Origin of the sequence: Neptunicoccus cionae (genome assembly GCF_014643735.1) — a bacterium.
GTDB classification, from domain to species: domain Bacteria; phylum Pseudomonadota; class Alphaproteobacteria; order Rhodobacterales; family Rhodobacteraceae; genus Amylibacter; species Amylibacter cionae.
Map to the genome: position 1 here is coordinate 485,520 of NZ_BMKA01000001.1, position 24,290 is coordinate 509,809.

Genomic DNA, 24,290 nt, shown 5'->3' on the forward strand with positions numbered 1-24,290 from the left:
ATTTTTATCAACATTTTGCAGTATCAACCTGTGGTAGGGGGTGTGTGGCCTGCTGTGGAGGCGATTGGGCTGTTGCTCGCCTTCGGGCTTTGCTATGGCGAAGCTATCCCAAGATGAAAGAACCTGCCGATGCTCTGTGCCTTATGTCAATCCGATCAAGCTGTAACGCCGTTTGATGTGCCTCGTGATGGTGTGGCCTATAGCGTCGATCTTTGCGCTGTTTGCACGGATCAACAAAGTGCTGCGCCGGATGCAAGCCACTGGCGTTGCCTGTCGTCTTCCATGTGGTCGGAAGACCCCGCGACGCAGGTTCTCGCCTACCGGATGCTTGCGCGGTTGGAGGAGGAGAGCTGGGCGCGCGACCTCATGGATATGTTATACCTAGACGAGGAAACGCTGGCTTGGGCCGAGGCAGGCATCCAGAAGGCGACTGGTCATCGTGATAGTAACGGGGTGCCGCTTGTCACGGGGGATAATGTAGTTCTGATCAAAGATCTACCGGTGAAAGGCGCTGGATTTACCGCCAAGCGAGGCACCGCGGTGCGGGGAATTTCCATCGTGCCGGACAATCCGGCTCATATCGAAGGTCGGGTGGAAGGCCAGCGGATTGTTATTCTGACCGAATTTGTTAAAAAGAAATAGCCTCCAGCGCGACGAAGGGCAGGGGCCGAGACAACTTCCCGGCCCGTTGGCTCTTACCCCAAAATGGACGGTTTTCTGGTGCGCAACATGGAACGAATAACCCTGTCGCACGTTATCCCCGTGAGAAGTTCGTAAAAGAGCGGTTTAGGTCGAACCACCGCCAGCGACTCATTGATCGGGGCCGGAACGGCTTGTAATGTGAACCTATCCTTTGGGGGGATATTTTAATGAGTGATAATGTAATTGATGCGGCGGAAGCCGAGATAGACACGCTGGTTTCCGGCACTTACCGAATTCATCGTGGATCGCTAAGGAACAAACTGCGCCGTGTCGGGCGACGCTTGCCGCGCAGTGTGGCCGAGGATGTTGCCTACCTTGATGAAGCGCGCCGCCGTACAGCTCATCCCCGTCGTCGCGGGCAGATTGATGCCAAGCGGGTTGATGCGATTGTGCACAACCAGCGTAAGGCGTTGGGACGGGTGGATGTTGCACGGGACAAGGCGCGCGAACGGATCAACTGGCTGGGCGTTCTGGTAATGAACCTGATGCTGTTTGGCGTGGTTTACTATGCGCTTCTCAAATGGCTGGGTGCTATCTGATCCATCAGTGTGGATGGCCGTTCAAAACGGATCATCCCCGCCACCTTAGGGTGACAGGGCTTTTGTATTTTCTGTGCCGCGTTAGTGGGCGGGGCGGATAAACGTGCCGTTGCGCAGTTCTTTGAAGGCCTGTTGCAGCTCTTCCTGCGTATTCATGACGACTGGACCGTGCCACGCCACTGGCTCTTCAATAGGTTTGCCTGAAATCAGCAAAAAGCGGACCCCTTCTTCGCCGGCTTGCACAGTGATGCTGTCGCCTGTGTCAAAGCGAACCAAAGTGCGGTTCCCTGACATATCGCGGATATTGACCTCTTCGCCCATCACTTCCTTTTCCAACAGAACGCCGGTCGGATCTGATGCGCCCGCAAAGGCACCCGCGCCTTCAAACACGTAAGCAAATGCGCGGCGATAGGTGTCGACGGGCAAGGTCTTCTTCACACCGGCAGGCACATAAACGTCGAGATACTGCGGATCGGCGGCGATACCGTCAACCGGTCCGGTTTGACCCCAAAAACTGCCGACGATGACTTTGACACGAGTGCCGTCATCCTCTTCAATCAGAGGAATCTCTTTGGCTTCAACGTCCTGATAGCGTGGATCGGTCATCTTAAGATCCCGCGGCAGGTTGGCCCAAAGTTGGAAGCCGTGCATTTGACCGCTAGCGTTCCCCTTGGGCATTTCCTGATGCAAAATTCCGCGCCCTGACGTCATCCATTGCACGTCACCGGCACGCAATTTGCCCTGATTGCCAAGGCTGTCTGCATGGTCGACCTCACCCGACAATACATAGGTGATCGTTTCAATTCCGCGGTGGGGGTGCCAGGGGAAACCGTTGGCATACTTCGACGGGTCCTCGTTGCGGAAATCATCGAGCAGAAGAAACGGATCAAGCTCTGTCGGGTCGGCAAACCCGAAGGCGCGGTGCAGGTGCACGCCAGCACCCTCCATTGTGGGTTGGGCCTGACTGGTGGATTTTACGGGACGGATGGACATGGTGGTGCCTCCTTTTTAATCGAGTGTTGTCTCCAATCTAGGTACCGGCGCAGTGTTCGCCAAGATGGCAGGGACGAATGCAGTGTTCGCAACCGGCGAACAGTTAGAGCCTGCGTAAGTCGGGAAATCCGGGATATGGTCTGTTTGCGCCGTGCAATGTCGGGGAAGTACATTTTTTGCGCCTGTTAAAGCGTTTGACTGAGACTTTAGGTTAGAAAAGGGCAGGGCATATGAAAATCGGATTTATCGGACTGGGCAATGTGGGTCATAAACTTGCAGGAAGTCTGCTACGCAATGGCGTTGACCTCAGTGTTCTGGACCTCAACCCCGAATTTGTGGCGGCGATGGTCGATAAGGGCGCGCGTGCTGTGTCTTCGGCTGCCGAGATGATGCAGAATTGTGACGTGGTGATCACCTGCCTGCCGTCGCCTGCGGCCTGCAATTTGGTCGTGACAGAGATGCTGCCCTATGTGACGCCGGGTAAAATCTGGTTGGAAATGTCCACCACAGATCAGGCCGAAGTCGAACGTTTGGGCGCTCTGGTGCTTGAAGCCGGAGGCGCGGCGGCGGACTGTCCGGTTTCTGGAGGCTGTCACCGCGCTGACACCGGCAATATTGCGATCTTCGCGGGCTGTGATCGTCAAACCTTTGAAACGGTACTGCCTGTGCTGACCATCATGGGGCGACGCATTTTGCACACGGGGCCGCTTGGGTCCGCATCAATGCTTAAGGTGCTGACAAACTATCTGGCCACAGTGCATCTGGTGGCCAATGCCGAAGCGCTGGTCACGGCCAAAGCGGCGGGAATGGATCTCAACACAACGTTTGAGGCGATCCGCATCAGTTCCGGTAACTCCTTCTCTCATGAAACCGAAAGTCAGGTGATCCTGAACGGTTCGCGGGATATATCCTTTACGATGGACCTTGTAAAAAAGGACATCGGCCTGTTTCAGGAAATCGCAGAGCGCAATAATGTGCCGCTGGAAATTTCGCCGTTGTTGGGTCGGATCTTTGACGACGGGATCGCCCGTTACGGGATGCGAGAGCTGTCCCCGAATATCATCAAACGTCTGGAAGAGGCCACGGGGCTTGATATTCGCGCCCCCGGCTTCCCCCCTGAAATGGCCGATGACGAACCCGAAGAGCGGGGCTATGAAGTGGTCCCGACCGGGCGTGACAGTGTGTTTTAGTCCCAACTTCGTGCTGGCCAGCGGGCAGGCTTCGGCGTAAAATGGGCTATGGAAAACGAAGACGTAATTGCAACGCTGAAACCTTCCCTCGGACGTCGATGGTTCGGGGCGCTTTCGCTTGGGGCGCTCGGTTTGGTGCTGATACTGGCGGTGTTTTACAAGCCGCCGGAAGTCTTTGCATTGCGTATCATCATGCCGCTGCTCGGGGCACTGTTTATCTGGCAGGCCCAGTGGAACCTGCGCGTTACATCCAACGCGCTTCACCTGACGCGTCAGGGGTTGTTTGACAATGAAGGCAACCAGATTTGCGCGCTTTACAACATGCGCGAAGTGGATCGCGGCGTGTTTGCGTTCAAGCCGTCCAACGGGTTTCTGGTACGTCTGGTAGAGCCTGAGCCCAAAGGCTGGGCGCCCGGCCTGTATTGGCGCTTGGGCAAGCGGCTTGGAATTGGGGGAGCGACCAATCCGGCGCAAAACAAGGCAATGGCCGAAGCGATTGAGATGTTGATAATGGAACGTGTGCTTGGGCCGGAACTGGCCTGAGATACCGTCTTATCAGACGGACAACCAAGAAAAGGGGCTGCGCAAGGTGATTGCGCAGCCCCTTTTGGTTCGTTTTCAGGCGCTTAAAGTCCTTTGGCGCGGTAGCTTCCGGCGACCTTGCCAATGGACACCAGATAGGCAGCAGTGCGCAGGTCAGAGACATCAGCACGGTCGTGCCAAACCTCACGCATGGCTTGATAGGCCACCCGCATGGTGTCTTCCAGACCGGAGCGCACCAGTTCCAACTCTCCAGCGCCATGAAGGTAACGCTGCTTGAAGGTTTCGGACAATTGGTGGCCGGTAACGGATTCCAATTCATTGATAAGCAGGCGGTGGCGGTCTTCTTCCTGACGGCGCTGCATCCGACCGAACCGGATATGGCTGAGGTTCTTGACCCATTCGAAATAGGACACCGTCACACCACCGGCGTTGGCGTACATGTCGGGAATGATCACACAGCCCTTGTCCCGCAGGATCTTGTCAGCACCCGAGGTCACAGGCCCGTTCGCTGCTTCGATGATAAGCGGGGTTTTGATCCGCTTGGCGTTGGACAGGTTAATCACGCCCTCCATTGCAGCAGGGATCAGAATATCCGCAGCCTTCTCCATAACCGGTGCATCCGGTTCGTGCCAGTCGCCGCCGGAGTACCCCTTGGTCGATCCGGTTTTCATCATGTGCTGTTTGAGGTCTTCGACGTTGATGCCGTTGTCATTGGTAATGCAGCCGTCAAATTCCAGCACGCCGGTGATCTTGGCGCCATCTTCTTCGGACAGGAACTTGGCGGCGTGATAACCCACGTTGCCCAACCCCTGAACGATGATCCGTTTCCCATCAAGAGAGCCTTCCAGTCCGGCGGCTTTGATGTCTTCAGGGTGGCGGAAGAATTCCTGCAAGGCGTATTGCACGCCGCGCCCTGTGGCCTCGGTCCGGCCCTGAATGCCGCCGCCGCTGATCGGTTTGCCGGTCACACAGGCCCGCGCATTGATGTCAGTGGTGTTCATGCGGGCGTATTGATCCGCGATCCACGCCATCTCCCGCTCTCCCGTGCCCATATCAGGGGCAGGGACGTTCTGGGACGGGTGGATCAAGTCACGCTTTGCCAGCTCATAGGCGAAGCGACGGGTGATGCGTTCCAGCTCGTCCTCGTCCCATTCTTTCGGATCGATACACAAACCACCCTTGGAGCCGCCAAACGGGGCATCCACCAGCGCGCATTTATAGGTCATCAGTGCCGCGAGGGCTTCGACCTCGTCCTGATTGACCGACATGGCAAAGCGGATGCCACCTTTGACTGGTTCCATATGTTCGGAATGAACTGAACGGTAGCCGGTAAAAGTCTGGATGTCACCGCGCAAACGCACGCCGAAACGCACGGTGTAAGTGGCGTTGCAAACCTTAATCTTCTCGACAAGTCCCGGTGGCAGATCCATCAACCGCACCGCGCGGTTAAACATGATGTTGGTGGATTCGCGGAAACTCGGCTCGGCTTTGCGTGTCATGTGCGCCTCTGTATTTAATTGCGACAGGTTCGGTGTAACCGGATTGGTGACGTTAGGTTACATGTGCCATAAGGGCAGAATGTCGAACAAAGGGCAACTGCTATGTGCTGAAATTTTAGGCATTTTTGGAATGCCTTTGTATACCGTTCTTCCTTGCCCCTTACACACTGGGCACAAACGAAAAAGAGGCGGGAAACCCCGCCTCTGAAATGATTTAACTGTATCCGGAGGGATCAGTTGTCTTTGGACTTCGCCGCGCGTTTCCGTTCGTGCGGATCCAGATGGATCTTGCGCAGGCGGATGGCATTTGGTGTCACTTCGACCAATTCGTCAGTGTCGATGTAGGCGATCGCCTGCTCCAAGGACAGGGTGACAGGCGTGGTCAGACGCACCGCTTCGTCCGTACCGGAGGCACGTACGTTGGTCAGCTGTTTCCCTTTCAAAGGGTTCACTTCCAGATCGTTCTCACGGGAGTGTTCGCCGATGATCATGCCGGTATAAACCGCTTCCTGCGCACCGATGAAGAACTTGCCGCGGTCTTCCAGTTTCCACAGTGCGAAGGACACAGAGGTACCGTTTTCCATAGAGATCAGAACACCAGCGCGACGACCCGGGATCGGGCCTTTGTGCGGTGCCCATTCGTGGAACACGCGGTTCAGAACGCCTGTGCCGCGGGTATCTGTCAGGAATTCGCCGTGATAACCGATCAGGCCACGGGATGGAACATGGGCGATAATGCGGGTCTTGCCGCCACCGGTCTGTTTCATCTCTGCCAGATCACCTTTGCGGGCGCCCGTTAGCTTTTCGATCACAGCGCCGGAGTATTCGTCGTCCACATCAATGGTGACTTCTTCGATAGGCTCGCAGCGTACGCCGTCGATTTCCTGAAACAGAACTTTCGGGCGGGAGATCGACAGTTCGAACCCTTCGCGACGCATGTTTTCGATCAGCACACCCATTTGCAGTTCGCCGCGACCGGCAACATCAAAGGCTTCACCACCCGGAGTGTCGGTCACTTTGATCGCTACGTTGACTTCTGCTTCTTTCATCAGACGGTCACGGATCACACGAGATTGCACTTTTTTACCATCGCGACCGGCCAGAGGGCTGTCATTAATGCCAAAAGTTACAGAAATCGTGGGTGGATCAATAGGTTGGGCTTCGATGGCTTCGTCCACGGACGGGTGACACAAAGTATCCGCAACAGTTGCGTTCGTCATACCTGCGATGGTTACGATGTCTCCGGCTTCGGCCATGTCGATAGGCTGTTGTGCCAGACCACGGAAGGCGAGGATCTTTGTCGCGCGGAAGTTTTCTACCAGTGTACCGTCGCGGCTCAGCGCTTTGAGGGTCTCGCCGGTTTTCAATGTGCCGCTTTCAACGCGACCTGTCAGGATGCGCCCGATGAACGGGTCGGCGCCAAGGGTCACGGCCAGCATTTTGAACGGCTCGTCTTTTTTGGCGAGCTGTTTTGGTGCAGGGACGTGTTTCACGATCAAATCGAACAGCGCCGAGAGATCCTGACGCGGTCCTTCCAGTTCCATATCAGCCCAGCCAGAGCGGCCAGACGCATACATGGACGGGAAGTCAAGCTGTTCGTCATCCGCGCCCAAGTTGGCGAAAAGGTCGAAACATTCATCCAGCGCACGATCCGGTTCCGCATCGGGCTTGTCGACTTTGTTCAGAACCACAATCGGACGCAGACCAAGGGCCAGCGCCTTGGAGGTCACGAATTTGGTTTGGGGCATCGGGCCTTCAGCCGCGTCTACCAGCAGTACAACGCCGTCTACCATAGAGAGGATGCGCTCCACCTCGCCGCCGAAATCGGCGTGACCGGGAGTGTCAACGATGTTGATCCGCGTGTCATTCCATTCCACCGAAGTGGCTTTCGCCAAAATCGTGATGCCGCGTTCGCGTTCCAGATCGTTGCTGTCCATCGCCCGTTCGGCAACAGCCTGGTTTGCGCGGAAGGCGCCGGACTGTTTGAGCAGCTCGTCGACCAGTGTGGTTTTGCCATGGTCAACGTGTGCGATGATGGCGATATTTCTGAGTTCCATAAAGAAGTGCCTGTGTCGGAAAATAAGGGGTTTGGCGCGGCCATACAGGGTTTGTGTGCAGTTGGCTAGGTTTAACTTGCGTTTTTAGCCGGCAATGGGGGGTGCTGCCTGCCAAAGCGGCAGACTCCGGCCTGTTGCGCGGCTCCGTCAGGCGGCGCATGGGGTGTCTACCTGTTGCAAAGCAGGGTCGAGCGGATACAAACGATCTTAGAAAAATTTTAAGGTGTTAACATGGCAAATGGCGTGAAAAATCCCGCAGACGAAGCGACGCTCTCTTTTAAGGATAAGATGTCTTACACGGATTATCTTGGGCTGGACGCGATCCTGACGGCGCAGCATCCGTTGTCTGATGCCCATGACGAAATGCTGTTCATCGTGCAGCACCAAGCCTCTGAAGTGTGGTTGCGGCTGGCGATATATGAACTGAACGCTGCGCGGGATTTGATCGCACAGAATGAAACACGGCCCGCATTTAAGATGCTGACACGGGTGGCGCGGATATTCGAGCAGCTCAACTCCGCATGGGACGTGCTGCGCACCATGACCCCGTCTGAATACACCCAGTTCCGCGATGCGCTTGGCCATTCATCGGGTTTCCAGTCCCATCAATACCGTCTGGTCGAATACCTTGTGGGCAACCGTAACCACACTATGCTGAAACCCCACGAACATCGCGGCGATTTGCATCAGGCGCTGGTTGAAGAGCTTGCCAAGCCGAGCCTCTATGACGTGGTCCTGCGCCATCTGGCACAACAGGGGTTTGCTGTCCCGTCAGAGGTTCTGGAGCGGGACGTTTCGGTGAAACTGCCTCATAATGACGGGGTTCAGGGGGTTTGGAAGCAGATTTATCAGGACCCGCAGGAACATTGGCTGGCTTATGAACTGGCCGAAAAGCTGGTGGATTTTGAGGACTACTTCCGTCGCTGGCGCTTTAACCATGTCACCACTGTGGAGCGGATTATCGGCAACAAGAAGGGAACCGGCGGTACGGGCGGCGTGAGCTATCTGCAAAGCATGCTGAAAGTAGAGCTGTTCCCCGAACTTTGGTCTGTCAGAACAGTCCTTTAAGGGCGAGTGCGCCAATCTTTGGAAGCAAATGCGCCACCGGTTGCCTTAGTTTTGCCCCAATCTGCCCAAATTATACCGTAGTGTTCGGATAGAGGGGGGATAGGTCCGGGATTGGGACGAGCTTTCCTGGGCAAGTTTGAGAGGCAAAAATGACAAACCGTTACATAACCTGCGCCCGCTTTGCCGGTGCGCAGTTCAAAGGCCGCGCCCGCCGGTGGGGGCAGTCCGAAGACGGTGCTGTCACCGTTGACTGGGTCGTGCTGACCGCAACGATGACCGTAATCGGCGGTGTTATCGTGTCACTGACGGTGGATGGAACCACTGATGTTGGCAACCAGATCGGGACGGTTCTGACAGAGAAAACTGTTTCGGAATAGGCCCTTCGGACGGGGCAATTCTTCTGATCAAACGAATATCTCTGGTCGAGGTCAGGTGCCTCCGGCGGGGATATTTAAAGAAAATGGAGCCACAACGACCCGTTGCCTTTTGCCGGGCGGCGGTTTTTTTGTTGTGTGCTTGACTTTACCCCGATAGGCGCTGATGTCAGTCTGGCGTTATAGGGCATGACAGGCAGGGCAATCGTGACAGAACACACTCCGGATCCACAACTGCGCGAGGCTTTTCTGGGCGGAATGTCCCATGCAGCCTGTACGGTGAATATCGTGACCACTGACGGTGTTGCGGGGCGGGGCGGCGTGACGGTTTCGGCCATGACCTCTGTTTCGGCGGATTCTCCCAAGCCGACCCTGCTGGTCTGTGTTCACCACGAGGCGAGCGCTGCGCCGTTGATCCTTGAAAATGGCAATTTCTGTGTGAACCTGCTGCGGGACGACCAGTCGTTCATCTCGGATACTTTCGCGGGACGGTTTAAAGAGGAATTTGCCGATAAGTTTGATTGTGCCGAATGGGCGCCGATGGCGACCGGTGCGCCCCGTGTGGTCGATCCGCTGGTGGCTTTTGATTGCAAACTGGTCAGCGCAGAACGGATTGGCACCCATCATGTTTTCGTGGGGGAGGTGCAGGATATTTTCACGGCCAATCGCGGCACGCCCCTGATATATGCCAACCGCGCTTACGGGCGCACGGTGCGGATTGATCCGGTCACGACCTTTGCAACATCCCAGTCGGATACGGCCCTGCGTGTCGGGTGTTTCCACACCATCGGCCCGTTTGTGGTGCCCCGTATTATCGGCGAGTTTACCAAGAATGACAGCACCGATCTGCGGCTGATGGACGGGGATCACCGCCGCCTGATCGAAGGCCTGCGGGCGGGTGATGTGGATCTGGCACTGATGTTCGATCTCGATCTGCCGGATGATATTGAAACCGTGCAGCTGGCTGATTTGTCGCCCTATATCCTGCTGGCCGAGGATCATCCACTGGCGGCAGAACCAAACCTCACTTTGGAAACGCTCACGCAGCATCCGATGGTCTTGCTGGATTCCCAACCTTCGGCGGATTACGCCCTGTCGATCTTTGCTGCAGAGCATCTTACGCCGCAGGTCAAATACCACTGCCCGTCCTACGAGATGGTACGCGCGATGGTGGGGGAGGGGCTTGGCTATTCCATACTGGCGAGCAAACCGGCCAGCAATCTAAGCTATGATGGGCATTCGCTGGTCAGGCGGCCCTTGCCAAGCGACACGCGGCAGTGTCCTACGGTTATGGCCTACCGGCAGGGCGCAAAGCTGCCCCCTGCGGCGGAACCGTTTATGGAACTCTGCAAGGACCTGTTCAAATAGGCAGCTTCCCTAAAGGGGGAGCCCTTCGACCAGCCGTTCGCTTAAAGCGGCAAGCATCCGGTCGCATTTCTCAAGTTGGTCGGCGCTGACAAATTCATCCGGTTTATGCCCCTGCGCCATGCTGCCGGGTCCACATACGACTGTCGGGATGCCGACGCGACTGGAGAACAGCCCGCCTTCGGTGCCAAAGGCAACTTTCATCGTGTCATTCGCCCCGAGCAGGGATTTCACAAAAGCCACAACCGCGCCGTCTTCGGGGGTGGCAAGGCCGGGATAGGTGTTGGCGGTCATCTCGATGTCAATCGCAGCTTCGGGGGCAATGACGCGGGCGCGTTCTGCGATCTCTTCGGCGCGATCTTTGATCTCTTGCATCAACACAGTGGGATCATTTTCCGCCAGATTGCGGATTTCAAAGGTCACTTCACAGCGATTTGGCACAATGTTCAGCGCCACGCCCGCGTTGATCAGGCCCACATGCAGCGTGGTATAGGCCACGTCGTAATCAAAATCCCGCGCCCCCGTAGCGGCGAGCCGTTCCTGAATGCGGCGGATTTCACCAATCAGATCGGTCGCCAGATAAATCGCGTTCACGGCTTGGGGGGCAAGTGCGGAGTGCCCTTCGCGCCCGATACAGGTGGCTTTGGCGGCGGTCTTGCCTTTGTGACCCACAGCAACCTGCATCGAAGTCGGCTCCCCCACAATACACATGGCAGGTTTGAACGGGGCAGCTTCCAGCATGTCGATCAGGCTGCGCACGCCGATGCAGCCGATTTCCTCGTCATAGGAAAAGGCAAGGTGCAGCGGGGTTTGCAGGTCTTTGGTGCTGGCCTTCAAAGCCGCTGCAAGCGCGCTGGCCACGAATCCTTTCATGTCACAGGTGCCACGCCCGTAATAAAGCCCGTCTTCAAAGGTCAGTTGAAACGGTGGTTTCGTCCAGTTCTGGCCCGTCACAGGAACAACGTCTGTGTGGCCGGACAACAGCACACCGGGCCGGTCCGTTGGTCCTACGGTCGCGAAAAGGTTCGCCTTTTTACCCGTTTCATCGGGCAGCAACGTGACCTCGGCACCGGCATCCCGCAACAGACCTGCGCACCATTCGATCAGGTCCAAATTGGGATTGGCCGAGGTGGTGTCAAAAGCGATCAGTTTTTCAAGAATGTCTGCGGTTTGCATGGGCGTGTCCTGCTAAAGAAGTTTTGAGATGTTCCTAACCGAAGCGCACGGAGATTGGAAATAGCCTTCCCGTCAGAGTGGTGTTTTGTCAGGGGATATGGTTTCTGGCTGTTATCGTCACATTAGCGGGAGGGAAAGATTATGGCAGCGCCGGTAAACACACTGAAGGAAAAACTTGCAGCGGGGCAGTTGCAGACAGGATGCTGGCTGACGCTCGCGCAGCCCTACGCAAGCGAGATTGCAGGGACTGCCGGATTTGACTGGGTGCTTATCGACGGGGAACATGCGCCAAACGGGATTGGCCAGATTTCCAGCCAGATCGGCGCGTTGCAAGGATCGAAGTCAGCAATCGCGGTGCGGGTGCCTGTTGGGGAGGACTGGATCATCAAACAGGTGCTTGATGCGGGGGCGCAGACTGTTATGGTTCCAATGGTTGAAACCGGCGCACAGGCGCGCGCGATGGTGCGCGCGACGCGGTACGCGCCGGATGGCGTGCGCGGTGTCGGGGCTTCGGTGGGGCGGGCGTCCCATTGGACTGGTATTGCCGATTATTCCACCACGGCAAATGCGCAGATGTGCCTGATCGTACAGGTGGAGGCCCAGCGGGGCTTGGAAAATCTTGATGACATCCTCGCTGTAGAGGGCGTGGATGCGGTGTTCATCGGACCTGCGGATCTTGCGGCGGACATGGGCTATCTCGGGGAATTGGACGCGCCTGAGGTAATGGCCGCGATGGAAGATGCTGTGCTGCGTATCCGTGCGGCGGGTAAAGCGGCGGGGATCATGTGTACCGACCCCGATTTTGCACAACAAGCGATTAGCTGGGGCGTGAATTTTGCTGCTGTCGCTGTGGATGCGATCACTTTGACCACCGGATTGCGCAGGGCTGCGTCAGCGTTCAAGGACTAAGAGAGACCTTGTTTATCGCGGCCATTTGGGGTTGGATCAAAGCAGAGTAATTTTCAACCTGCCGATGCGCCTTCGTATTAAGGCGTGGCACATAAGGGATTTCACCCGATGCCCGACGCGCCTCCGGTCCCGCTGAAACTGGCTGGTATGCGCCGTGGTCTGATGATCGGCAGCGGGCTTGTGCTGTTTGCGTTTCTGACCTGTCATCTGGCGAACCTCTCGCTGGGCCTGCATTCGGTTGCGCTTATGGATGAATGGCGCTGGGCGCTGAGCGGGCTTTGGACCGGCCCTGTGATGCGTCTTGTACTGGCCACGGCGCTGGTTTTGCATTTCGCGACAGCGCTGGTTTCGATCTACTGGCGCAATACGCTGCGCCTTCCGGTCTATGACATGGCGCAGCTTGTGGCGGGTGTGTTGATCGTGCCGCTTCTGGCGCCTCATGCCTTTGGGATCATGGCCTATGATCCGCTTGGATTGGTCCCAACCTATGATCTGGTGCTGCGGTATTTCTGGAACCTGTCGCCCTTTGACGGATTGCGGCAGGTTGTGATGCTGGTTGTGGCGTGGTTGCACGGGGCCATCGGGGTTTATACGTGGCTGCGCGCGCGCGATGGATCGGCGCGGGCCTTGCGGGTGTTTTACCCATTCGTTGTGATTGTTCCGGTGCTTGCTTTGCTTGGCTATGTCGAGGCCGGACGTCAGGTGATCCCTGTGGCGGATGGTGGCACAGGTTACGTTATGGCCAATGACCCCAATGGGGATGGCATCCAAGTAGCGCCGGAACAGGCCAGCGAGATTGTTGCCAGTGCCAAACGCAACGGGCGGGTGACGTGGCAGGTATCTTTGGTGCTGGTGGCGCTGGCATTTGCAGCACGCGCGGTGCGGATCGCAGCACAAAAGCCGGGGCAGGTTCAGGTGAACTATCTCGGGCGGCGCGACGCTGTTTTTACTGCGCAGTCCGGTTTGTCCCTACTGGAAATGGCGCGGGTGAACGATATTCCCCATGCCAATGTGTGTCGCGGGCGCGGCCGATGTGGCACATGTCGGGTGCGCGTGCTTCAAGGCGCTGAAGGATTGCCGCCCCCCGACGTGCGGGAACAAAAGGTGCTGGACCACTGGAACGCCGCCCCGAACGAACGGCTTGCTTGTCAGCTTCATCCAGACCACGGATACCTAGAGGTCGAGCGGGTGGTGCAGCCGGATTACTCCGACCTCGATTATTCCGAAATCCGCGCAAAAGATGCCCCCTTACACAGAGAAACACCATGAACAGGCTGGCGTCTGTGGTGCGCGCTCTGCTGGTATTTATGGCGCTTTCGACGGGGGTGTTGGCGGTGCCTGCGCTGGCGCAGATGCTGCCCGCGCCACAAACGACGCAAGCTCCGGCAGAGATGGCTCAGGCCTCGCCCAATGACATCAAGGAACTGATGCGGTTGCTGGCTGATCCGCAGATACAAAACTGGCTGCAAGAGTCCGCGAGCCCTGCAATTGATGCAAACACAAGCGCTGACAACCAAAGTCTGCGCCAGAAAATAGAAACACGGCTCGCCGCATTCGCAGAGCGGGTGCAGGCGTTGGGGCTGGCGTGGCAGATCCTCCCGCGCATTCCAGAGGTGCTCTCGACCCATTGGGAACGCCAGCTTTCGCCTGCCCAGAAAGTGCGCTCACTGACCTATATCCTGACCTTTCTTGTGATCGGCTTCGGGCTGGAATGGCTTTACCGGCGATATATGGATCTGGTGCTGTTGCGGATTGAACTGGCCCCGAAGGAAGCACCGTTGCAAAAGCTGGCAGGTGCGGCAACGCGGGCGGCGATCATTTCAGGCGGATTGCTGGTCTTTGCGATCGGCAGTATCGGCACGTTTGAGATGTTCATCTGGCACCCGCTGGTGCAATCCGTTGTACTGGATTTCCTGACGCTGGTGCTGGTGGTGCGGGCGGTTCTGACCCTTTCGTTGTTCCTGCAAGCCCCTTTCGCGCCAGAGCTGCGGTTGGTGCCTTATTGCACGCCGGTGGCCAGACACCTGCACCGGTTGCTTAGGGTGCTGTCCGTGATTGTCGGAATGGCGGTGGTTCTGTCCCTTCTGCTGGCGCGCATGTCTGCTTTTCAGGATATGGAGGCGGACTTGCAGGCGGTGGTTCTGGCGCAGAGTGTTGTGCTGGCAGGGCTGGTGCTGCTGGCGGCTTGGGTCTGTATCTGGTTCGGCTTCCGCCGTGTGCCGCGCCTGACCGCTGCGCCCTGCGATCCTGTTGTAACCCGTTTCTGGCGGACCTATGCGGTGGTCTGGGTCGGCGCCGTGTTTGGCTGCTGGCTGATCGGGGCCTTTGCGGTGATGTGGAGCTTGGTGATTGTCGGGATCGTGGTGCCGGGGCTGAAGCTGCTTGCGGCGTGGATCGACCATTTCTTTGATCAATCTACCGCTGCACTGCATGAGGAACACAAGGCAGAAGCGGCGGCAGAACTGGCCGCATATGAAGCAGCAGAGGTAGCACGGCAGGCCGAAGTAACAGCAGAAACGGATGAACCCGCACTGGCGGTGGAACCGCCCGCTGTACCCGAATTTCACGATCCCTACACAACCACGCGCCCCATCGTAAAACGGGCCGCCCGTTTCGTTCTGTTGATCGCGGCGGTGCTGGCGCTGGCCTCTGCTTGGGGAGTGACTATTTTCTCTCTGTCCCAAGATCGGAGCATGACAGGTCGCGCGCTTGAGGTTCTGGTGGACAGTTTTGTGGCCCTGCTGTTTGCGGATCTGGTCTGGACTTGGGCGAAGACGGTGATCGACAAACGCATCGCGGATTACGAACCGCCAGTGGACGGGCAAGCCCCCGGACCGGAAGCGCGGATGATTACGCTGTTGCCGCTGCTGCGTACTATCCTGCTGGTCACGCTGCTGACGATGGTCAGCCTAAGCGTGCTGACCGCGCTTGGCGTGAACATCGCGCCGATATTGGCGGGGGCGGGTATCCTTGGCATCGCCATCGGTTTTGGCACGCAATCGCTGGTGCGCGATATTGTGGCGGGGATTTTCTTTCTTATCGACGATGCCTTCCGTCTGGGGGAATATATAGAGGTGGGGGATCTGGTGGGAACCGTAGAGAGCATCTCAATCCGTTCCATGCGTATCCGGCACCACCGTGGCAAGGTCCATACTGTGCCTTACGGGGAGCTGAAGTCCCTGACCAACCATTCCCGCGACTGGGTAATTATGAAGCTGGAATTCCGCGTGCCCTTTGATACCGACCTGATGCTGGTGAAAAAGCTGATTAAAAAGGTGGGCGCAGAACTGAAGGCAAATGAACACTACGGGCCAAGCATCCTGTCCACGCTGAAATCCCAAGGCGTGCGTCGGATGGAAGAGTTCAACATGGTGGTGGGCGTCAAATTCATGACCAAACCGGGCGAACAATGGCTGGTGCGCCGTGATGCTTACCAGAAGGTGCGCGACATATTCGAGGCCAACGGCATTCGCATGGCGGAGCGTAACGTGAAGGTCGAAATTGCAGGGGGCGAACATCTTGATCCCGAGGCGCAAAAGGCGGTGGCAGGCGCGGCGCAGGATGCGATCGACAAACCCGCAGGTCCGCCCAAGCCCGTTCCTGACGAGCCATAATCGCGCCTGCTGTGGCCATATGGGGGATTTCTGCCGAAACCGCAATTTTCACGGATTTTTCATGTGGTCTTTGCGCAGGGTGCGCTAGTTTAAAAAAGAAAAACGAGCAGGATAATTCCAACCGGAAACGTAGGGGGCAGCGTGCGGTATTTCATCTTTTGTTTAATGGTTATTGGATTGGTCAGTTGCGGGAACAACCGACAACAACAGGTTCCAAAAACCACCAAAATTCAACCCGCACCTGAAATGGTTTCGGGCAACCCGAAATTTGCTGACAGTGATCCGGTGGAATGGACCGGTTCCAAACCCTGGCACTATCCGGTGCACGGGGTGGACGTGTCGCGCTATCAGATTGGTCTGGATTGGGACCAGTTGCGCGCCAATCACATCTCCTTTGGCTTTATAAAAGCGACGGAAGGGGGGGACCATACCGATCCCCAGTTCTACAACCACTGGCGCGAAGCCGCCCGCGTTGGCATCCCGCGCGGGGCTTATCATTTCTACTATTTCTGCCGAACACCCGAAGAACAGGCGCGTTGGTTTATTCAACACGTACCCAAAGATCCCGGTGCGCTGCCGCCGGTTCTGGACATTGAATGGAACCACCAGTCACGCACCTGCCGTCTGCGCCCCGACGGGAAAACCGTGCGCGATGACATGCGGACCTTCCTGCGGATCGTGGAAAACCACTACGGCAAGCGTCCGGTGATCTACACCACACCGGATTTCTACGAGGAAAACGAACTTGGCCGGTTGAACGGTTATCCTTACTGGCTGCGCTCTGTGGCAGATCATCCATCGAACGTCTATCCGGGGGAACGCTGGGTGTTCTGGCAGTACAGCGGCACAGGCCGTGTTCCCGGATCGCCGGGGGACATTGATCTGAACGTATTTGACGGCACGCCTGCATTGTGGCGGATCTGGCTGGCGCAGAACGGGATCGCTCTGCGCTAGATCACAGTGCTTTGCATTATTGGTAAGACAGCGCCTTTTGCACCGCAGGGCGCTGTTTCATCGCGGCGTAATGTTCAGCGATGCGGGGCAGGGTGGTGATATCAACGCCATCGCCCTTAAGCCAGCTTGCGGTTTTAAACAGGTACCCGTCAGCGAGCGTGTATTGCGCGCCCATGACCCACGGCCCTTGCAGATAGTAATCCTGAATGAGAGCAAAGCTTTCCGCCATTGTGGTCGGAACCTTTGCGGCCATATCCTCCAGACTGGATTGCGCGTTCGCCCAGCGGTGCCCGCGCCGTCCGTGGGCGTGGTTTACATGTACGGTAGATGCGAGATAGCTGTTAAACTCCTGAAACTTGGCAAAGGCGAACGGATCACTTGGCGCGAGATTTTTCTCGGGCACAAGGGACGCGATATAGGCAAGGATCGCAGGTGTTTCGCTCAGTGTCCCCTGATCACAGACCAGCGCAGGCACGCGGCCCTTGGGGTTGGTTTTCAGATAGCCGCTTGATTGCTGCTGTGTTGTCCCGAAATCCACCAGAGTTGCCTTGAACGGCAGGTCGGCTTCGTGCAGGGCAATAAGGCTGGTCAGGGCAACGGTGCCGGGGGCGTAAAACAGTTCCATCAGATATTCCTTTGGTAATTTGTCGGCACCATGCGTTGGTTTTCGCGCAAAAACCAGAGCGCCAGAGATTTTATATCAAAGGTTTGTATATCGGGATTATAAGCTTACATATCAGACAGGCACAGAACGCACAGACACGCGCCGTGCAGGGTAAGGAAACGGGTCTTAGATGGAACAGAGCTTTGCAACCAAATCGGCGTTTCGCTTTGGCTACGGGTTTTCACCGACGGAACGGGATGCCACCGACATTGACGCTCTGATGGCGCAACTGCGTGGTCCGGACCTTGGCGTGGCGCAGTTTTCCGGCCCGATGCTGGACGAAAGGCTGGCAATTCAGCGGGCATACCAACAATTGCGCAATACGATGAAAAAAGGTGACGAGTCCGTCAAGCCGGAGCTGAAGAAAGCCACTCGCCTGCGCAACCGGATGCGGGGCGACGACACCCGCCACTTGTTCCAGCGTGCGATGATGGACGGACAGGGTTTTCGCGAACGGATCGCATTCTTCTGGATGGATCATTTCACGGTAATTCCCAAAGGCCGTGCAGGTAATGCGCTGTGGGGGAACTACATCGAGGAAGGCCTGCGCCCCCATATCGCCAGCAGCTTTGGCGATCTGCTGGTGTCTGCTGTGACCCATCCTTCGATGCTGATCTACCTCGATCAGGTGAAATCCTTTGGCCCCAATTCCCCTGTCGGCAAACGCAAGAAGCAGGGGCTGAACGAAAACCTCGCCCGCGAGGTGCTGGAACTGCATACAATGGGCGTTGGCGGGGCCTATACCCAATCCGATGTGCGCCAGTTAGCCGAACTGCTTACGGGGCTCGATTTTAGCAAGGACGGCGCCAAATTCAGCAAACGCAAGGCAGAGCCGGGGGCGGAAACCGTGCTTGGCAAGACCTACGGCGGTGATCCTGCGCGGCGCAGCCATATTGAATCATTCCTGCGGGATGTGGCCCGCCACCCCGACACGGCCCGCCATATCACCCGCAAACTGGCAGTGCATTTCGTGTCCGACACGCCGGAGCAATCCCTGATCGATCATATGACGCAAGTGTTCCGCAACACGGACGGTGATTTGCCAAGTGTGTATGGCGCAATGCTCGACCATCCTTCTGCTTGGGAGGTGTTGGGCCAAAAGACCAAACAACCGTTCGATTTTATGGTGTCGAGCTACCGTGCGCTGGGCGTGACGCCGCAGGATTTTATCGAACCGCCGAATGGACAGATTAACAAACGGTTGATCCTGCCGATGCAATTTATGGGACAACCGCTGCGCAAGGCTCCTGGTCCGAACGGCTGGCCTGAAGAGGCCGAGGCGTGGATTACCCCCCAAGGGCTGGCGGGCCGATTGCAGTGGTGTCTGTCAACAACAACCCGCTGGGGGCAGGAACTGGATCCACGTGATTTTATCCAAACTGCCTTGCGCGAACTGTCCGGCGGTACCCTTAAATTCGCTGTTGCCGGTGCGGAACGGCGTGTGGAGGGGCTGACGCTGGTTCTTGCCTCGCCCGAATTCAACAGGAGATAGGCCGATGGATACTTCTAGACGCAAGTTTCTGGCGCAAACCCTCGCTCTTGGGTGTTCTGCGGCTGCCAGCCCGCTTGTCACCCCAGTTACCTTTGCCTCGATCCCTTCGGACAACCGTCTGGTGGTGATTGTTCTGCGCGGGGCGATGGACGGGCTTGATGTCTGTGCACCCCTTGGCGATCCGCTGTTTTCCCAGTACCGCCCCGGTCTGACCAAAAGGGGCTTCCGCGATCTGGACGGATATTTTGCGCTGAACGAAAACCTCGGTGATTTGATGCCGCTGTGGAAGGCAGGGGAGCTGGGCTTCGTGCAAGCCGTCTCAACCCCGTATCGCGACAAGCGCAGCCACTTTGACGGGCAGGACCTGTTGGAGGCCGGACTGGCCGAGTCAGACTCCAAGGTGCGCGATAGTGGTTGGATCAACCGGATGCTGTCGCTTATCCCCGGTGCAGAACAGGACAGCGCCTTTTCTGTTGGACGCGAAAACATGCTCATCCTTCGGGGCGATTTTCCGGTGACAAGCTGGGCGCCAGAAAGCCGTGTGGATATGTCCCCCCACGGGCAGTTGCTGCTGGATATGATCTACGAGAAAGACCCGCTGTTTGCGCAGGCAGGGCAAACCGCCATGACGTTGGCAGCGCAACTGTCGATGGCGCAGATGGAAGGCGATATTGACGATGCGGACGGCGAAATGATGGCCGAGATGCTCAAAAGCATGAAATCCTCGCAAGCGGCACAACAAGCCAGCGGTCTGGCGACCTTTGCGGCAGAGCGTCTGAAAGAAGACACCCGTTTCGCCACATTTTCGATCGGCGGTTGGGATACCCATCTGCGGCAGGACCGCGCTATCAAGAACGCCTCCAAGGAATTGCAGGCTGCATTGCTGACCCTGCATGATCAGCTTGGCCCTGTCTGGGACAAAACCTGCGTGTTGTGCCTGACGGAGTTTGGCCGCACCGTGCGGGAAAACGGCTCTGGCGGGACGGATCACGGCACGGGTGGAGCAATGATCATGGCCGGTGGCGCGATCAAAGGGCGCAAGGTTTATGGCGATTGGCCGGGGCTGGATGATGCCGCTCTGTACGAACAGCGTGACCTGATGCCCACCGCAGATTTGCGCCGCTATGCAGGATGGGCCGCCCATGACCTGTTCGGCCTATCTGTGGCCCAAATCGAAAGCACCGTCTTCCCCGGCGTGGACATGTTCCAGAACCCCGGCTTCCTGCGCTAGGCAGCAAAATCACGGCTGCTTATGGACATTTTCGCAGGCGTGTTTATGTGAATTGTCAGGATTTACTTGAAATAAGGTGACAGGGCATGAGCAAACCGGTGGGTTTTGAAGTAAAAGACTGGGTTGCACCGCCCCGTCCGCAGGACGCACCGATGGAAGGGCGCTATGCCCGTCTGGAGCGTATCAATGCCGAAGCCCACAGCGGTGATTTGTTCAAAGCCAATTCCGAAGACGCTTCGGAAGGGATCTGGGATTATCTGCCCTATGGTCCTTATCACGCGCAGGCCACCTATCACAAATGGCTGCGGGATATGGCGCAGCAGGACGATCCCTATTTCTACGACATCAAGAACAAGGAACAGGGCCGTTTCTGCGGCGTTGCGTCTTACCTGCGTGTTGACCCGAATGCCGGTTCGATAGAGGTTGGCCACATCAATTTCGCCCCCGCCTTGCAACGGACCCGTGCCGCCACCGAAGCCATGTATCTGATGATGAAATGGGCTTTTGAAGCAGGTTACCGCCGCTATGAATGGAAATGCGATGCGCTGAATGCGGGATCGCGCCGCGCGGCACAAAGGCTCGGCTTTTCCTATGAAGGCGTGTTCCGTCAGGCCACCATGTACAAGGGCCGCAACCGCGACACAGCGTGGTTTGCTGCGATTGACAAGGAATGGCCCGCCCTTGAAGCGGCCTTTCAGGCGTGGCTTGACCCATCCAACTTTACCCCAGAGGGGCGGCAGATCGACTCGCTTGGCAATCTCACTGCCTTGGTGCGCGTCGCCTCCGATCCAACACTGGAGCCATAATGCCCAAGAAGAATGCCCAAGCGTTGCAGTTTTTGCTGTCGCGCCGCTCGTCGTCCCATAAAACGCTGACCCATCCGGTGCCTGACCGCGACGGGGTGGAAACCATCCTCACCGCAGGCGCCCGCGTTCCTGACCATAAAATGCTGGAGCCTTTCCGCTTTGTGGTGTTGCAGGATGCCGCGCTGAACCGTCTCGGGACAGCAGTGCAGGGTTACGGTGAAACCACCGGCATACCCCAAGATAAAATCGACAAGGCAGTTTTTAACTTTTCCAATGCGCCTTTGGGAATTGCGGTGGTGGCCAGCCTGAAACCGAACGAGGCGATCCCTGAGGTGGAGCAAACCCTCGCCGTGGGCGCCTGTTGCCTGAGCGTGCTAAACGCCGCACTCGCTAGTGGTTGGGGCGCGAACTGGATCACCGGCTGGGCAGCGTTCGACCACCCGTTCCTGCAGGCCAATATGGGGCTAGAGGCCGGTGAATATGTCGCCGGTTTTATCTTTGTCGGCACACCGAAATCCGAGCCGACAGACCGCAAACGTCCTGACTTAACCGCTATTACAACTTGGGTGGAGACATGATTTTCGACGATTTCGCCAAAGCGCTCGGCCAGATCGGAGACCCGAGGTTCCGCAGTGTCTTGCTGCGCGGGATCGGCCTGACGGTTCTGTTGCTGGCGGGTGTGACCACAGGGGTGCAATTCCTGCTGCCAGACAGCGTCAGCCTGCCGTGGTTTGGCGAAATCGGCTGGCTGTCATCTTTGCTATCCGGTTTCGTGTTGGTGGCGATGATCGGCTTGTCCGTGATCCTTATGGTGCCGGTGGCGTCCCTGTTTACCGGTTTCTTCCTTGATCAGGTGGTAGATGCCGTGGAGGCGAAACACTTCCCCGCGTTAGAGCCGGCCAATTCGGTTTCCTTCTCGGAAACCCTGATGGATGCACTTGGCTTTTTTGGATTGCTGGTGGTAGTGAACCTGCTGGCACTGATCGTCTACCTGCTGTCCACACTGGCTGCACCGCTGGTGTTCTGGGCGGTCAACGGTGTGATGCTGGGTCGGGAGTATTTTCAGATGGTGGCGATGCGGCGGCTGGGACGGGCAGGGGCCAAACAGCTTCGTGCGCGCCATCGCGGGCAAATCTGGCTGGCAGGGGCGCTGATGGCGATTCCCTTGACGGTGCCATTTGTCAATCTGGTCATTCCGGTTCTGGGGGTCGCCACCTTCACCCATCTGTTCCACCGCGTAAATAAAACCGGCAAACCGATCCCCTAAAACGCAAAAAGCCGGACCTTAAACAGTCCGGCCTTCTTCTGGCGTCAAATATCCCCGCCGGAAGCTGTTAAATTCTCACAGCGCCCCGACTGACGGATTGAAGTCTTAGTCTTTACGGAAGTGGGACTTCTCGCGCGGTTTGCCGTGCCAGCCGGTTTTGCCCCGATCACCACCACGATCTCCACCGCGGTCGCCGCCACGATCACCGCCTCTGTCGCCACCGCGATCACCACCACGGCCGCCTTTGTCGAAAGGACGCTTGCCGCCACGGTCGTCACCCTCGCGGGTTTCCCATTTTTTCAGCAGAATGTTGTCAAAGGTATCGCGATAGATCACGCCTTCGTTGCACCAGACCAGTGAGACGGCATCCCCGTCCACAGCTTCCACCGCCATACGGGGAGAGCCGGAAATAAGTGCGGCCAAATCGCCAGGTTTCAGAGTAGGCATAACAGATCGCTCCTTGGATCAGCAAAGTTCAAGACGCCGCTGTAGTGGGAATCAGGCGTCTTGGAAAGGGTTATTCGTCCAGATGGGCATCAATTTCCAGCCAGACTTGCTTAATTATATGGGGTTCTTCCATCAGAACTTCATGTTGTGCGCCATCCAGTTCCACCAGATTGCCTTTGCTCCACTTGCCCATGATCCGCCGGATCGCGTTTTTGGATACAATGGATTCCTTGCTGCCAAGAAAGCACAGACAGTCTTGGGGGGGCGGCGTTGCTGCCTGAAGCGCGCGGGTTTCCCGCTTGGCGCGGTTTAGCCAGTGAACCGAAGGCCCGCCCAGCCCCATCTCAGGATGCTGCTTTATGTGGCTTTGCATGACGGCATAACTGTCTTGGTCGTTGGTCAGCGCGTTGCCCGCAAAGGGTTGGTCCTGCACATAATTGGTCGGCCCGCCAGTGGGGACGAACCGCTGGCCAAGCCCGATACCCGGCCCGAATGTCGATACGATCCAAGCTGGCACCCGCATATGAGAGGCCACATAGATGTCCCACATCGGCGCACTGAAAATCGCCTTTTTCACAGGCAGGCCGTCCAGCAGGGCACGCAGGCCAATAGCACCGCCCATAGAGTGTGCAATCATTGCGTAAGGATCGGGGAGTCCTGCATCGCGAACCGTGGCGAGAACCTCTGCCACGTCAAGTTGGTAGTCGCTGAATTCTTTCACCCAGCCCATCGGTGGATGCACCGGATGCCGGTCCGACAATCCCTGACCGCGCCAGTCCACCACCGCCACGCTGTAGCCGCGATCAAGCAGGCGGTCGGTCACATCGCCGTATTTTTCGATAAATTCCGTGCGGCCCGGAAACACCAGAACTGTTTTATCACCGCTGCCCTGCCAGACCGCTACGCGAATGCGGGTTCCGTCCGCGCAGGTCCGCCAGAAAGCCTTGCCGCCTTCGGGCATCCGCTCCAGATGGGTGTGCAGCTCTGCGGTTTCCATTGGTGCAATATCCTTGTGCGGCGTGTTTGTAGGCCGGTGTTCGGTATGGGGTCGCCACGGGTGCAGCGACCCGTTTGGATCAGGCCAGCAAAGTGCCCAATTTCATGGCGACGCCCATATCGCCGTCCACGGCCAGCTTGCCGGTCATGAAAGCGGAGGTCGGGTTCACATCGCCGTCCATCATACCAACGAAAGTCTCGGCGTCGGCGGTCAGGGTGCAATCTGTTTCTTCATCGCCGGCCCGTGCGCCATTCGAATCTACAACCAGCGAGCCTTCGCCGGTGATTTCCACTTTGACAGAGCCGTCAAAGCCGTCATCGCCGAGTTTCGCGTTCAGCGTTTCGACCGCCTGGTTGATTACATCGCTCATGTTTGATCCTTTCGGGTTTCAATTTTCAGGTTT

At 57.3% G+C, this 24,290-nt stretch carries 24 protein-coding genes; 16 read left to right on the forward strand and 8 right to left on the reverse strand.

The features are described from left to right. Positions 1-129: 129 nt before the first annotated feature. On the forward strand, positions 130-642 hold the full coding sequence (locus IEX10_RS02140) for an alkylphosphonate utilization protein (protein WP_188670452.1): 513 nt from the start codon (positions 130-132) through the stop codon (positions 640-642). 227 nt (positions 643-869) lie between these two features. Further along, complete coding sequence (locus tag IEX10_RS02145; RefSeq protein WP_188670453.1) at positions 870-1,241, forward strand: hypothetical protein; 372 nt, start codon at positions 870-872, stop codon at positions 1,239-1,241. Between the two features lie 81 nt (positions 1,242-1,322). On the opposite strand, the gene IEX10_RS02150 is transcribed toward IEX10_RS02145, so the two are convergent. Beyond that, positions 1,323-2,234, reverse strand: coding sequence for a pirin family protein (locus tag IEX10_RS02150; RefSeq protein WP_188670455.1), 912 nt, complete (start codon positions 2,232-2,234; stop codon positions 1,323-1,325). 230 nt (positions 2,235-2,464) lie between these two features. On the opposite strand from IEX10_RS02150, the gene IEX10_RS02155 reads away from it, so the two are divergent. Both IEX10_RS02155 and IEX10_RS02160 read left to right on the forward strand, forming a co-directional pair. Further along, on the forward strand, positions 2,465-3,424 hold the full coding sequence (locus IEX10_RS02155) for an NAD(P)-dependent oxidoreductase (RefSeq protein ID WP_188670456.1): 960 nt from the start codon (positions 2,465-2,467) through the stop codon (positions 3,422-3,424). Positions 3,425-3,472: 48 nt separating this feature from the next. Then, positions 3,473-3,967 (forward strand): hypothetical protein, encoded by a 495-nt coding sequence (locus tag IEX10_RS02160; RefSeq protein ID WP_188670458.1) that lies wholly within the window; start codon positions 3,473-3,475, stop codon positions 3,965-3,967. 83 nt (positions 3,968-4,050) lie between these two features. Here the strand turns inward: IEX10_RS02160 and IEX10_RS02165 are convergent, their stop codons facing one another. After that, complete coding sequence (locus IEX10_RS02165; protein ID WP_188670460.1) at positions 4,051-5,466, reverse strand: Glu/Leu/Phe/Val family dehydrogenase; 1,416 nt, start codon at positions 5,464-5,466, stop codon at positions 4,051-4,053. 233 nt (positions 5,467-5,699) lie between these two features. Beyond that, on the reverse strand, positions 5,700-7,523 hold the full coding sequence (gene typA / locus IEX10_RS02170) for a translational GTPase TypA (RefSeq protein WP_188670462.1): 1,824 nt from the start codon (positions 7,521-7,523) through the stop codon (positions 5,700-5,702). A gap of 231 nt (positions 7,524-7,754) precedes the next feature. Between typA and kynA the strand changes: the two genes are divergently transcribed. The 3 genes from kynA (at position 7,755) to IEX10_RS02185 (ending at position 10,333) form a co-directional block, all read left to right on the forward strand. Beyond that, complete coding sequence (gene kynA, locus IEX10_RS02175; protein ID WP_188670464.1) at positions 7,755-8,591, forward strand: tryptophan 2,3-dioxygenase; 837 nt, start codon at positions 7,755-7,757, stop codon at positions 8,589-8,591. A 149-nt stretch (positions 8,592-8,740) separates the two neighbouring features. Continuing rightward, positions 8,741-8,968 (forward strand): hypothetical protein, encoded by a 228-nt coding sequence (locus IEX10_RS02180; protein WP_188670466.1) that lies wholly within the window; start codon positions 8,741-8,743, stop codon positions 8,966-8,968. Between the two features lie 186 nt (positions 8,969-9,154). Beyond that, positions 9,155-10,333, forward strand: a complete 1,179-nt coding sequence (locus IEX10_RS02185; RefSeq protein ID WP_188670468.1) for a LysR substrate-binding domain-containing protein — start codon at positions 9,155-9,157, stop codon at positions 10,331-10,333. A 9-nt stretch (positions 10,334-10,342) separates the two neighbouring features. Here the strand turns inward: IEX10_RS02185 and argE are convergent, their stop codons facing one another. Further along, positions 10,343-11,506, reverse strand: coding sequence for an acetylornithine deacetylase (gene argE, locus IEX10_RS02190; RefSeq protein WP_188670469.1), 1,164 nt, complete (start codon positions 11,504-11,506; stop codon positions 10,343-10,345). Between the two features lie 141 nt (positions 11,507-11,647). Between argE and IEX10_RS02195 the strand changes: the two genes are divergently transcribed. From IEX10_RS02195 to IEX10_RS02210, 4 genes are all read left to right on the forward strand, one after another. Next, complete coding sequence (locus tag IEX10_RS02195) at positions 11,648-12,415, forward strand: HpcH/HpaI aldolase family protein (protein WP_188670471.1); 768 nt, start codon at positions 11,648-11,650, stop codon at positions 12,413-12,415. 108 nt (positions 12,416-12,523) lie between these two features. Beyond that, on the forward strand, positions 12,524-13,684 hold the full coding sequence (locus IEX10_RS02200; protein ID WP_188670472.1) for a 2Fe-2S iron-sulfur cluster-binding protein: 1,161 nt from the start codon (positions 12,524-12,526) through the stop codon (positions 13,682-13,684). Further along, complete coding sequence (locus IEX10_RS02205; RefSeq protein ID WP_188670475.1) at positions 13,681-16,029, forward strand: mechanosensitive ion channel family protein; 2,349 nt, start codon at positions 13,681-13,683, stop codon at positions 16,027-16,029. The genes IEX10_RS02200 and IEX10_RS02205 overlap by 4 nt, the downstream gene beginning before the upstream one ends. Before the next feature lie 141 nt (positions 16,030-16,170). Beyond that, positions 16,171-16,983: a glycoside hydrolase family 25 protein gene (locus IEX10_RS02210; protein WP_229678401.1), complete on the forward strand. Its 813-nt coding sequence runs from the start codon at positions 16,171-16,173 to the stop codon at positions 16,981-16,983. A gap of 16 nt (positions 16,984-16,999) precedes the next feature. Here IEX10_RS02210 and IEX10_RS02215 read toward each other — a convergent pair whose 3' ends face one another. Further along, positions 17,000-17,608 (reverse strand): glutathione S-transferase family protein, encoded by a 609-nt coding sequence (locus IEX10_RS02215; protein ID WP_229678402.1) that lies wholly within the window; start codon positions 17,606-17,608, stop codon positions 17,000-17,002. A gap of 169 nt (positions 17,609-17,777) precedes the next feature. On the opposite strand from IEX10_RS02215, the gene IEX10_RS02220 reads away from it, so the two are divergent. The 5 genes from IEX10_RS02220 to IEX10_RS02240 all read left to right on the forward strand — a co-directional run bounded on the left by IEX10_RS02220 (position 17,778) and on the right by IEX10_RS02240 (position 22,443). After that, positions 17,778-19,139, forward strand: a complete 1,362-nt coding sequence (locus IEX10_RS02220; RefSeq protein ID WP_188670477.1) for a DUF1800 domain-containing protein — start codon at positions 17,778-17,780, stop codon at positions 19,137-19,139. Between the two features lie 4 nt (positions 19,140-19,143). Next, the gene (locus IEX10_RS02225; RefSeq protein WP_188670479.1) at positions 19,144-20,370 is read left to right on the forward strand and encodes a DUF1501 domain-containing protein; all 1,227 of its coding nucleotides are present in this window, start codon (positions 19,144-19,146) and stop codon (positions 20,368-20,370) included. Positions 20,371-20,456: 86 nt separating this feature from the next. Next, positions 20,457-21,176 carry a GNAT family N-acetyltransferase gene (locus tag IEX10_RS02230; protein ID WP_188670481.1) on the forward strand — a complete coding sequence of 240 codons (720 nt, stop codon included), beginning with the start codon at positions 20,457-20,459 and terminating at the stop codon, positions 21,174-21,176. Further along, complete coding sequence (locus tag IEX10_RS02235) at positions 21,176-21,754, forward strand: nitroreductase family protein (RefSeq protein WP_188670483.1); 579 nt, start codon at positions 21,176-21,178, stop codon at positions 21,752-21,754. Before IEX10_RS02230 ends, IEX10_RS02235 begins: the two co-directional genes overlap by 1 nt. Beyond that, positions 21,754-22,443 (forward strand): EI24 domain-containing protein, encoded by a 690-nt coding sequence (locus tag IEX10_RS02240; protein WP_188671586.1) that lies wholly within the window; start codon positions 21,754-21,756, stop codon positions 22,441-22,443. Before IEX10_RS02235 ends, IEX10_RS02240 begins: the two co-directional genes overlap by 1 nt. A 105-nt stretch (positions 22,444-22,548) precedes the next feature. On the opposite strand, the gene IEX10_RS02245 is transcribed toward IEX10_RS02240, so the two are convergent. From IEX10_RS02245 to IEX10_RS02255, 3 genes are all read right to left on the reverse strand, one after another. Then, complete coding sequence (locus IEX10_RS02245; RefSeq protein WP_188670485.1) at positions 22,549-22,890, reverse strand: hypothetical protein; 342 nt, start codon at positions 22,888-22,890, stop codon at positions 22,549-22,551. Positions 22,891-22,960: 70 nt separating this feature from the next. Beyond that, on the reverse strand, positions 22,961-23,887 hold the full coding sequence (locus IEX10_RS02250; protein ID WP_188670488.1) for an alpha/beta hydrolase: 927 nt from the start codon (positions 23,885-23,887) through the stop codon (positions 22,961-22,963). Between the two features lie 79 nt (positions 23,888-23,966). Further along, entirely contained in the window at positions 23,967-24,257 is a 291-nt protein-coding gene (locus tag IEX10_RS02255; RefSeq protein WP_188670490.1) for an SCP2 sterol-binding domain-containing protein, read from the reverse strand. Positions 24,258-24,290 lie beyond the last annotated feature (33 nt).

Coding starts and splice junctions, on each gene's coding strand:
- IEX10_RS02150 (WP_188670455.1), bottom strand. CDS start 2,234: ATGTCCATCCGTCCCGTAAAATCCACCAGTCAGGCCCAACCCACAATG.
- IEX10_RS02250 (WP_188670488.1), bottom strand. CDS start 23,887: ATGGAAACCGCAGAGCTGCACACCCATCTGGAGCGGATGCCCGAAGGC.
- IEX10_RS02215 (WP_229678402.1), bottom strand. CDS start 17,608: ATGGAACTGTTTTACGCCCCCGGCACCGTTGCCCTGACCAGCCTTATT.
- kynA (WP_188670464.1), top strand. CDS start 7,755: ATGGCAAATGGCGTGAAAAATCCCGCAGACGAAGCGACGCTCTCTTTT.
- IEX10_RS02180 (WP_188670466.1), top strand. CDS start 8,741: ATGACAAACCGTTACATAACCTGCGCCCGCTTTGCCGGTGCGCAGTTC.
- IEX10_RS02230 (WP_188670481.1), top strand. CDS start 20,457: ATGAGCAAACCGGTGGGTTTTGAAGTAAAAGACTGGGTTGCACCGCCC.
- IEX10_RS02235 (WP_188670483.1), top strand. CDS start 21,176: ATGCCCAAGAAGAATGCCCAAGCGTTGCAGTTTTTGCTGTCGCGCCGC.
- IEX10_RS02195 (WP_188670471.1), top strand. CDS start 11,648: ATGGCAGCGCCGGTAAACACACTGAAGGAAAAACTTGCAGCGGGGCAG.
- IEX10_RS02145 (WP_188670453.1), top strand. CDS start 870: ATGAGTGATAATGTAATTGATGCGGCGGAAGCCGAGATAGACACGCTG.
- IEX10_RS02165 (WP_188670460.1), bottom strand. CDS start 5,466: ATGACACGCAAAGCCGAGCCGAGTTTCCGCGAATCCACCAACATCATG.
- IEX10_RS02185 (WP_188670468.1), top strand. CDS start 9,155: ATGACAGGCAGGGCAATCGTGACAGAACACACTCCGGATCCACAACTG.
- IEX10_RS02245 (WP_188670485.1), bottom strand. CDS start 22,890: ATGCCTACTCTGAAACCTGGCGATTTGGCCGCACTTATTTCCGGCTCT.
- IEX10_RS02155 (WP_188670456.1), top strand. CDS start 2,465: ATGAAAATCGGATTTATCGGACTGGGCAATGTGGGTCATAAACTTGCA.
- IEX10_RS02255 (WP_188670490.1), bottom strand. CDS start 24,257: ATGAGCGATGTAATCAACCAGGCGGTCGAAACGCTGAACGCGAAACTC.
- IEX10_RS02200 (WP_188670472.1), top strand. CDS start 12,524: ATGCCCGACGCGCCTCCGGTCCCGCTGAAACTGGCTGGTATGCGCCGT.
- typA (WP_188670462.1), bottom strand. CDS start 7,523: ATGGAACTCAGAAATATCGCCATCATCGCACACGTTGACCATGGCAAA.
- IEX10_RS02205 (WP_188670475.1), top strand. CDS start 13,681: ATGAACAGGCTGGCGTCTGTGGTGCGCGCTCTGCTGGTATTTATGGCG.
- IEX10_RS02140 (WP_188670452.1), top strand. CDS start 130: ATGCTCTGTGCCTTATGTCAATCCGATCAAGCTGTAACGCCGTTTGAT.
- IEX10_RS02225 (WP_188670479.1), top strand. CDS start 19,144: ATGGATACTTCTAGACGCAAGTTTCTGGCGCAAACCCTCGCTCTTGGG.
- IEX10_RS02220 (WP_188670477.1), top strand. CDS start 17,778: ATGGAACAGAGCTTTGCAACCAAATCGGCGTTTCGCTTTGGCTACGGG.
- IEX10_RS02160 (WP_188670458.1), top strand. CDS start 3,473: ATGGAAAACGAAGACGTAATTGCAACGCTGAAACCTTCCCTCGGACGT.
- argE (WP_188670469.1), bottom strand. CDS start 11,506: ATGCAAACCGCAGACATTCTTGAAAAACTGATCGCTTTTGACACCACC.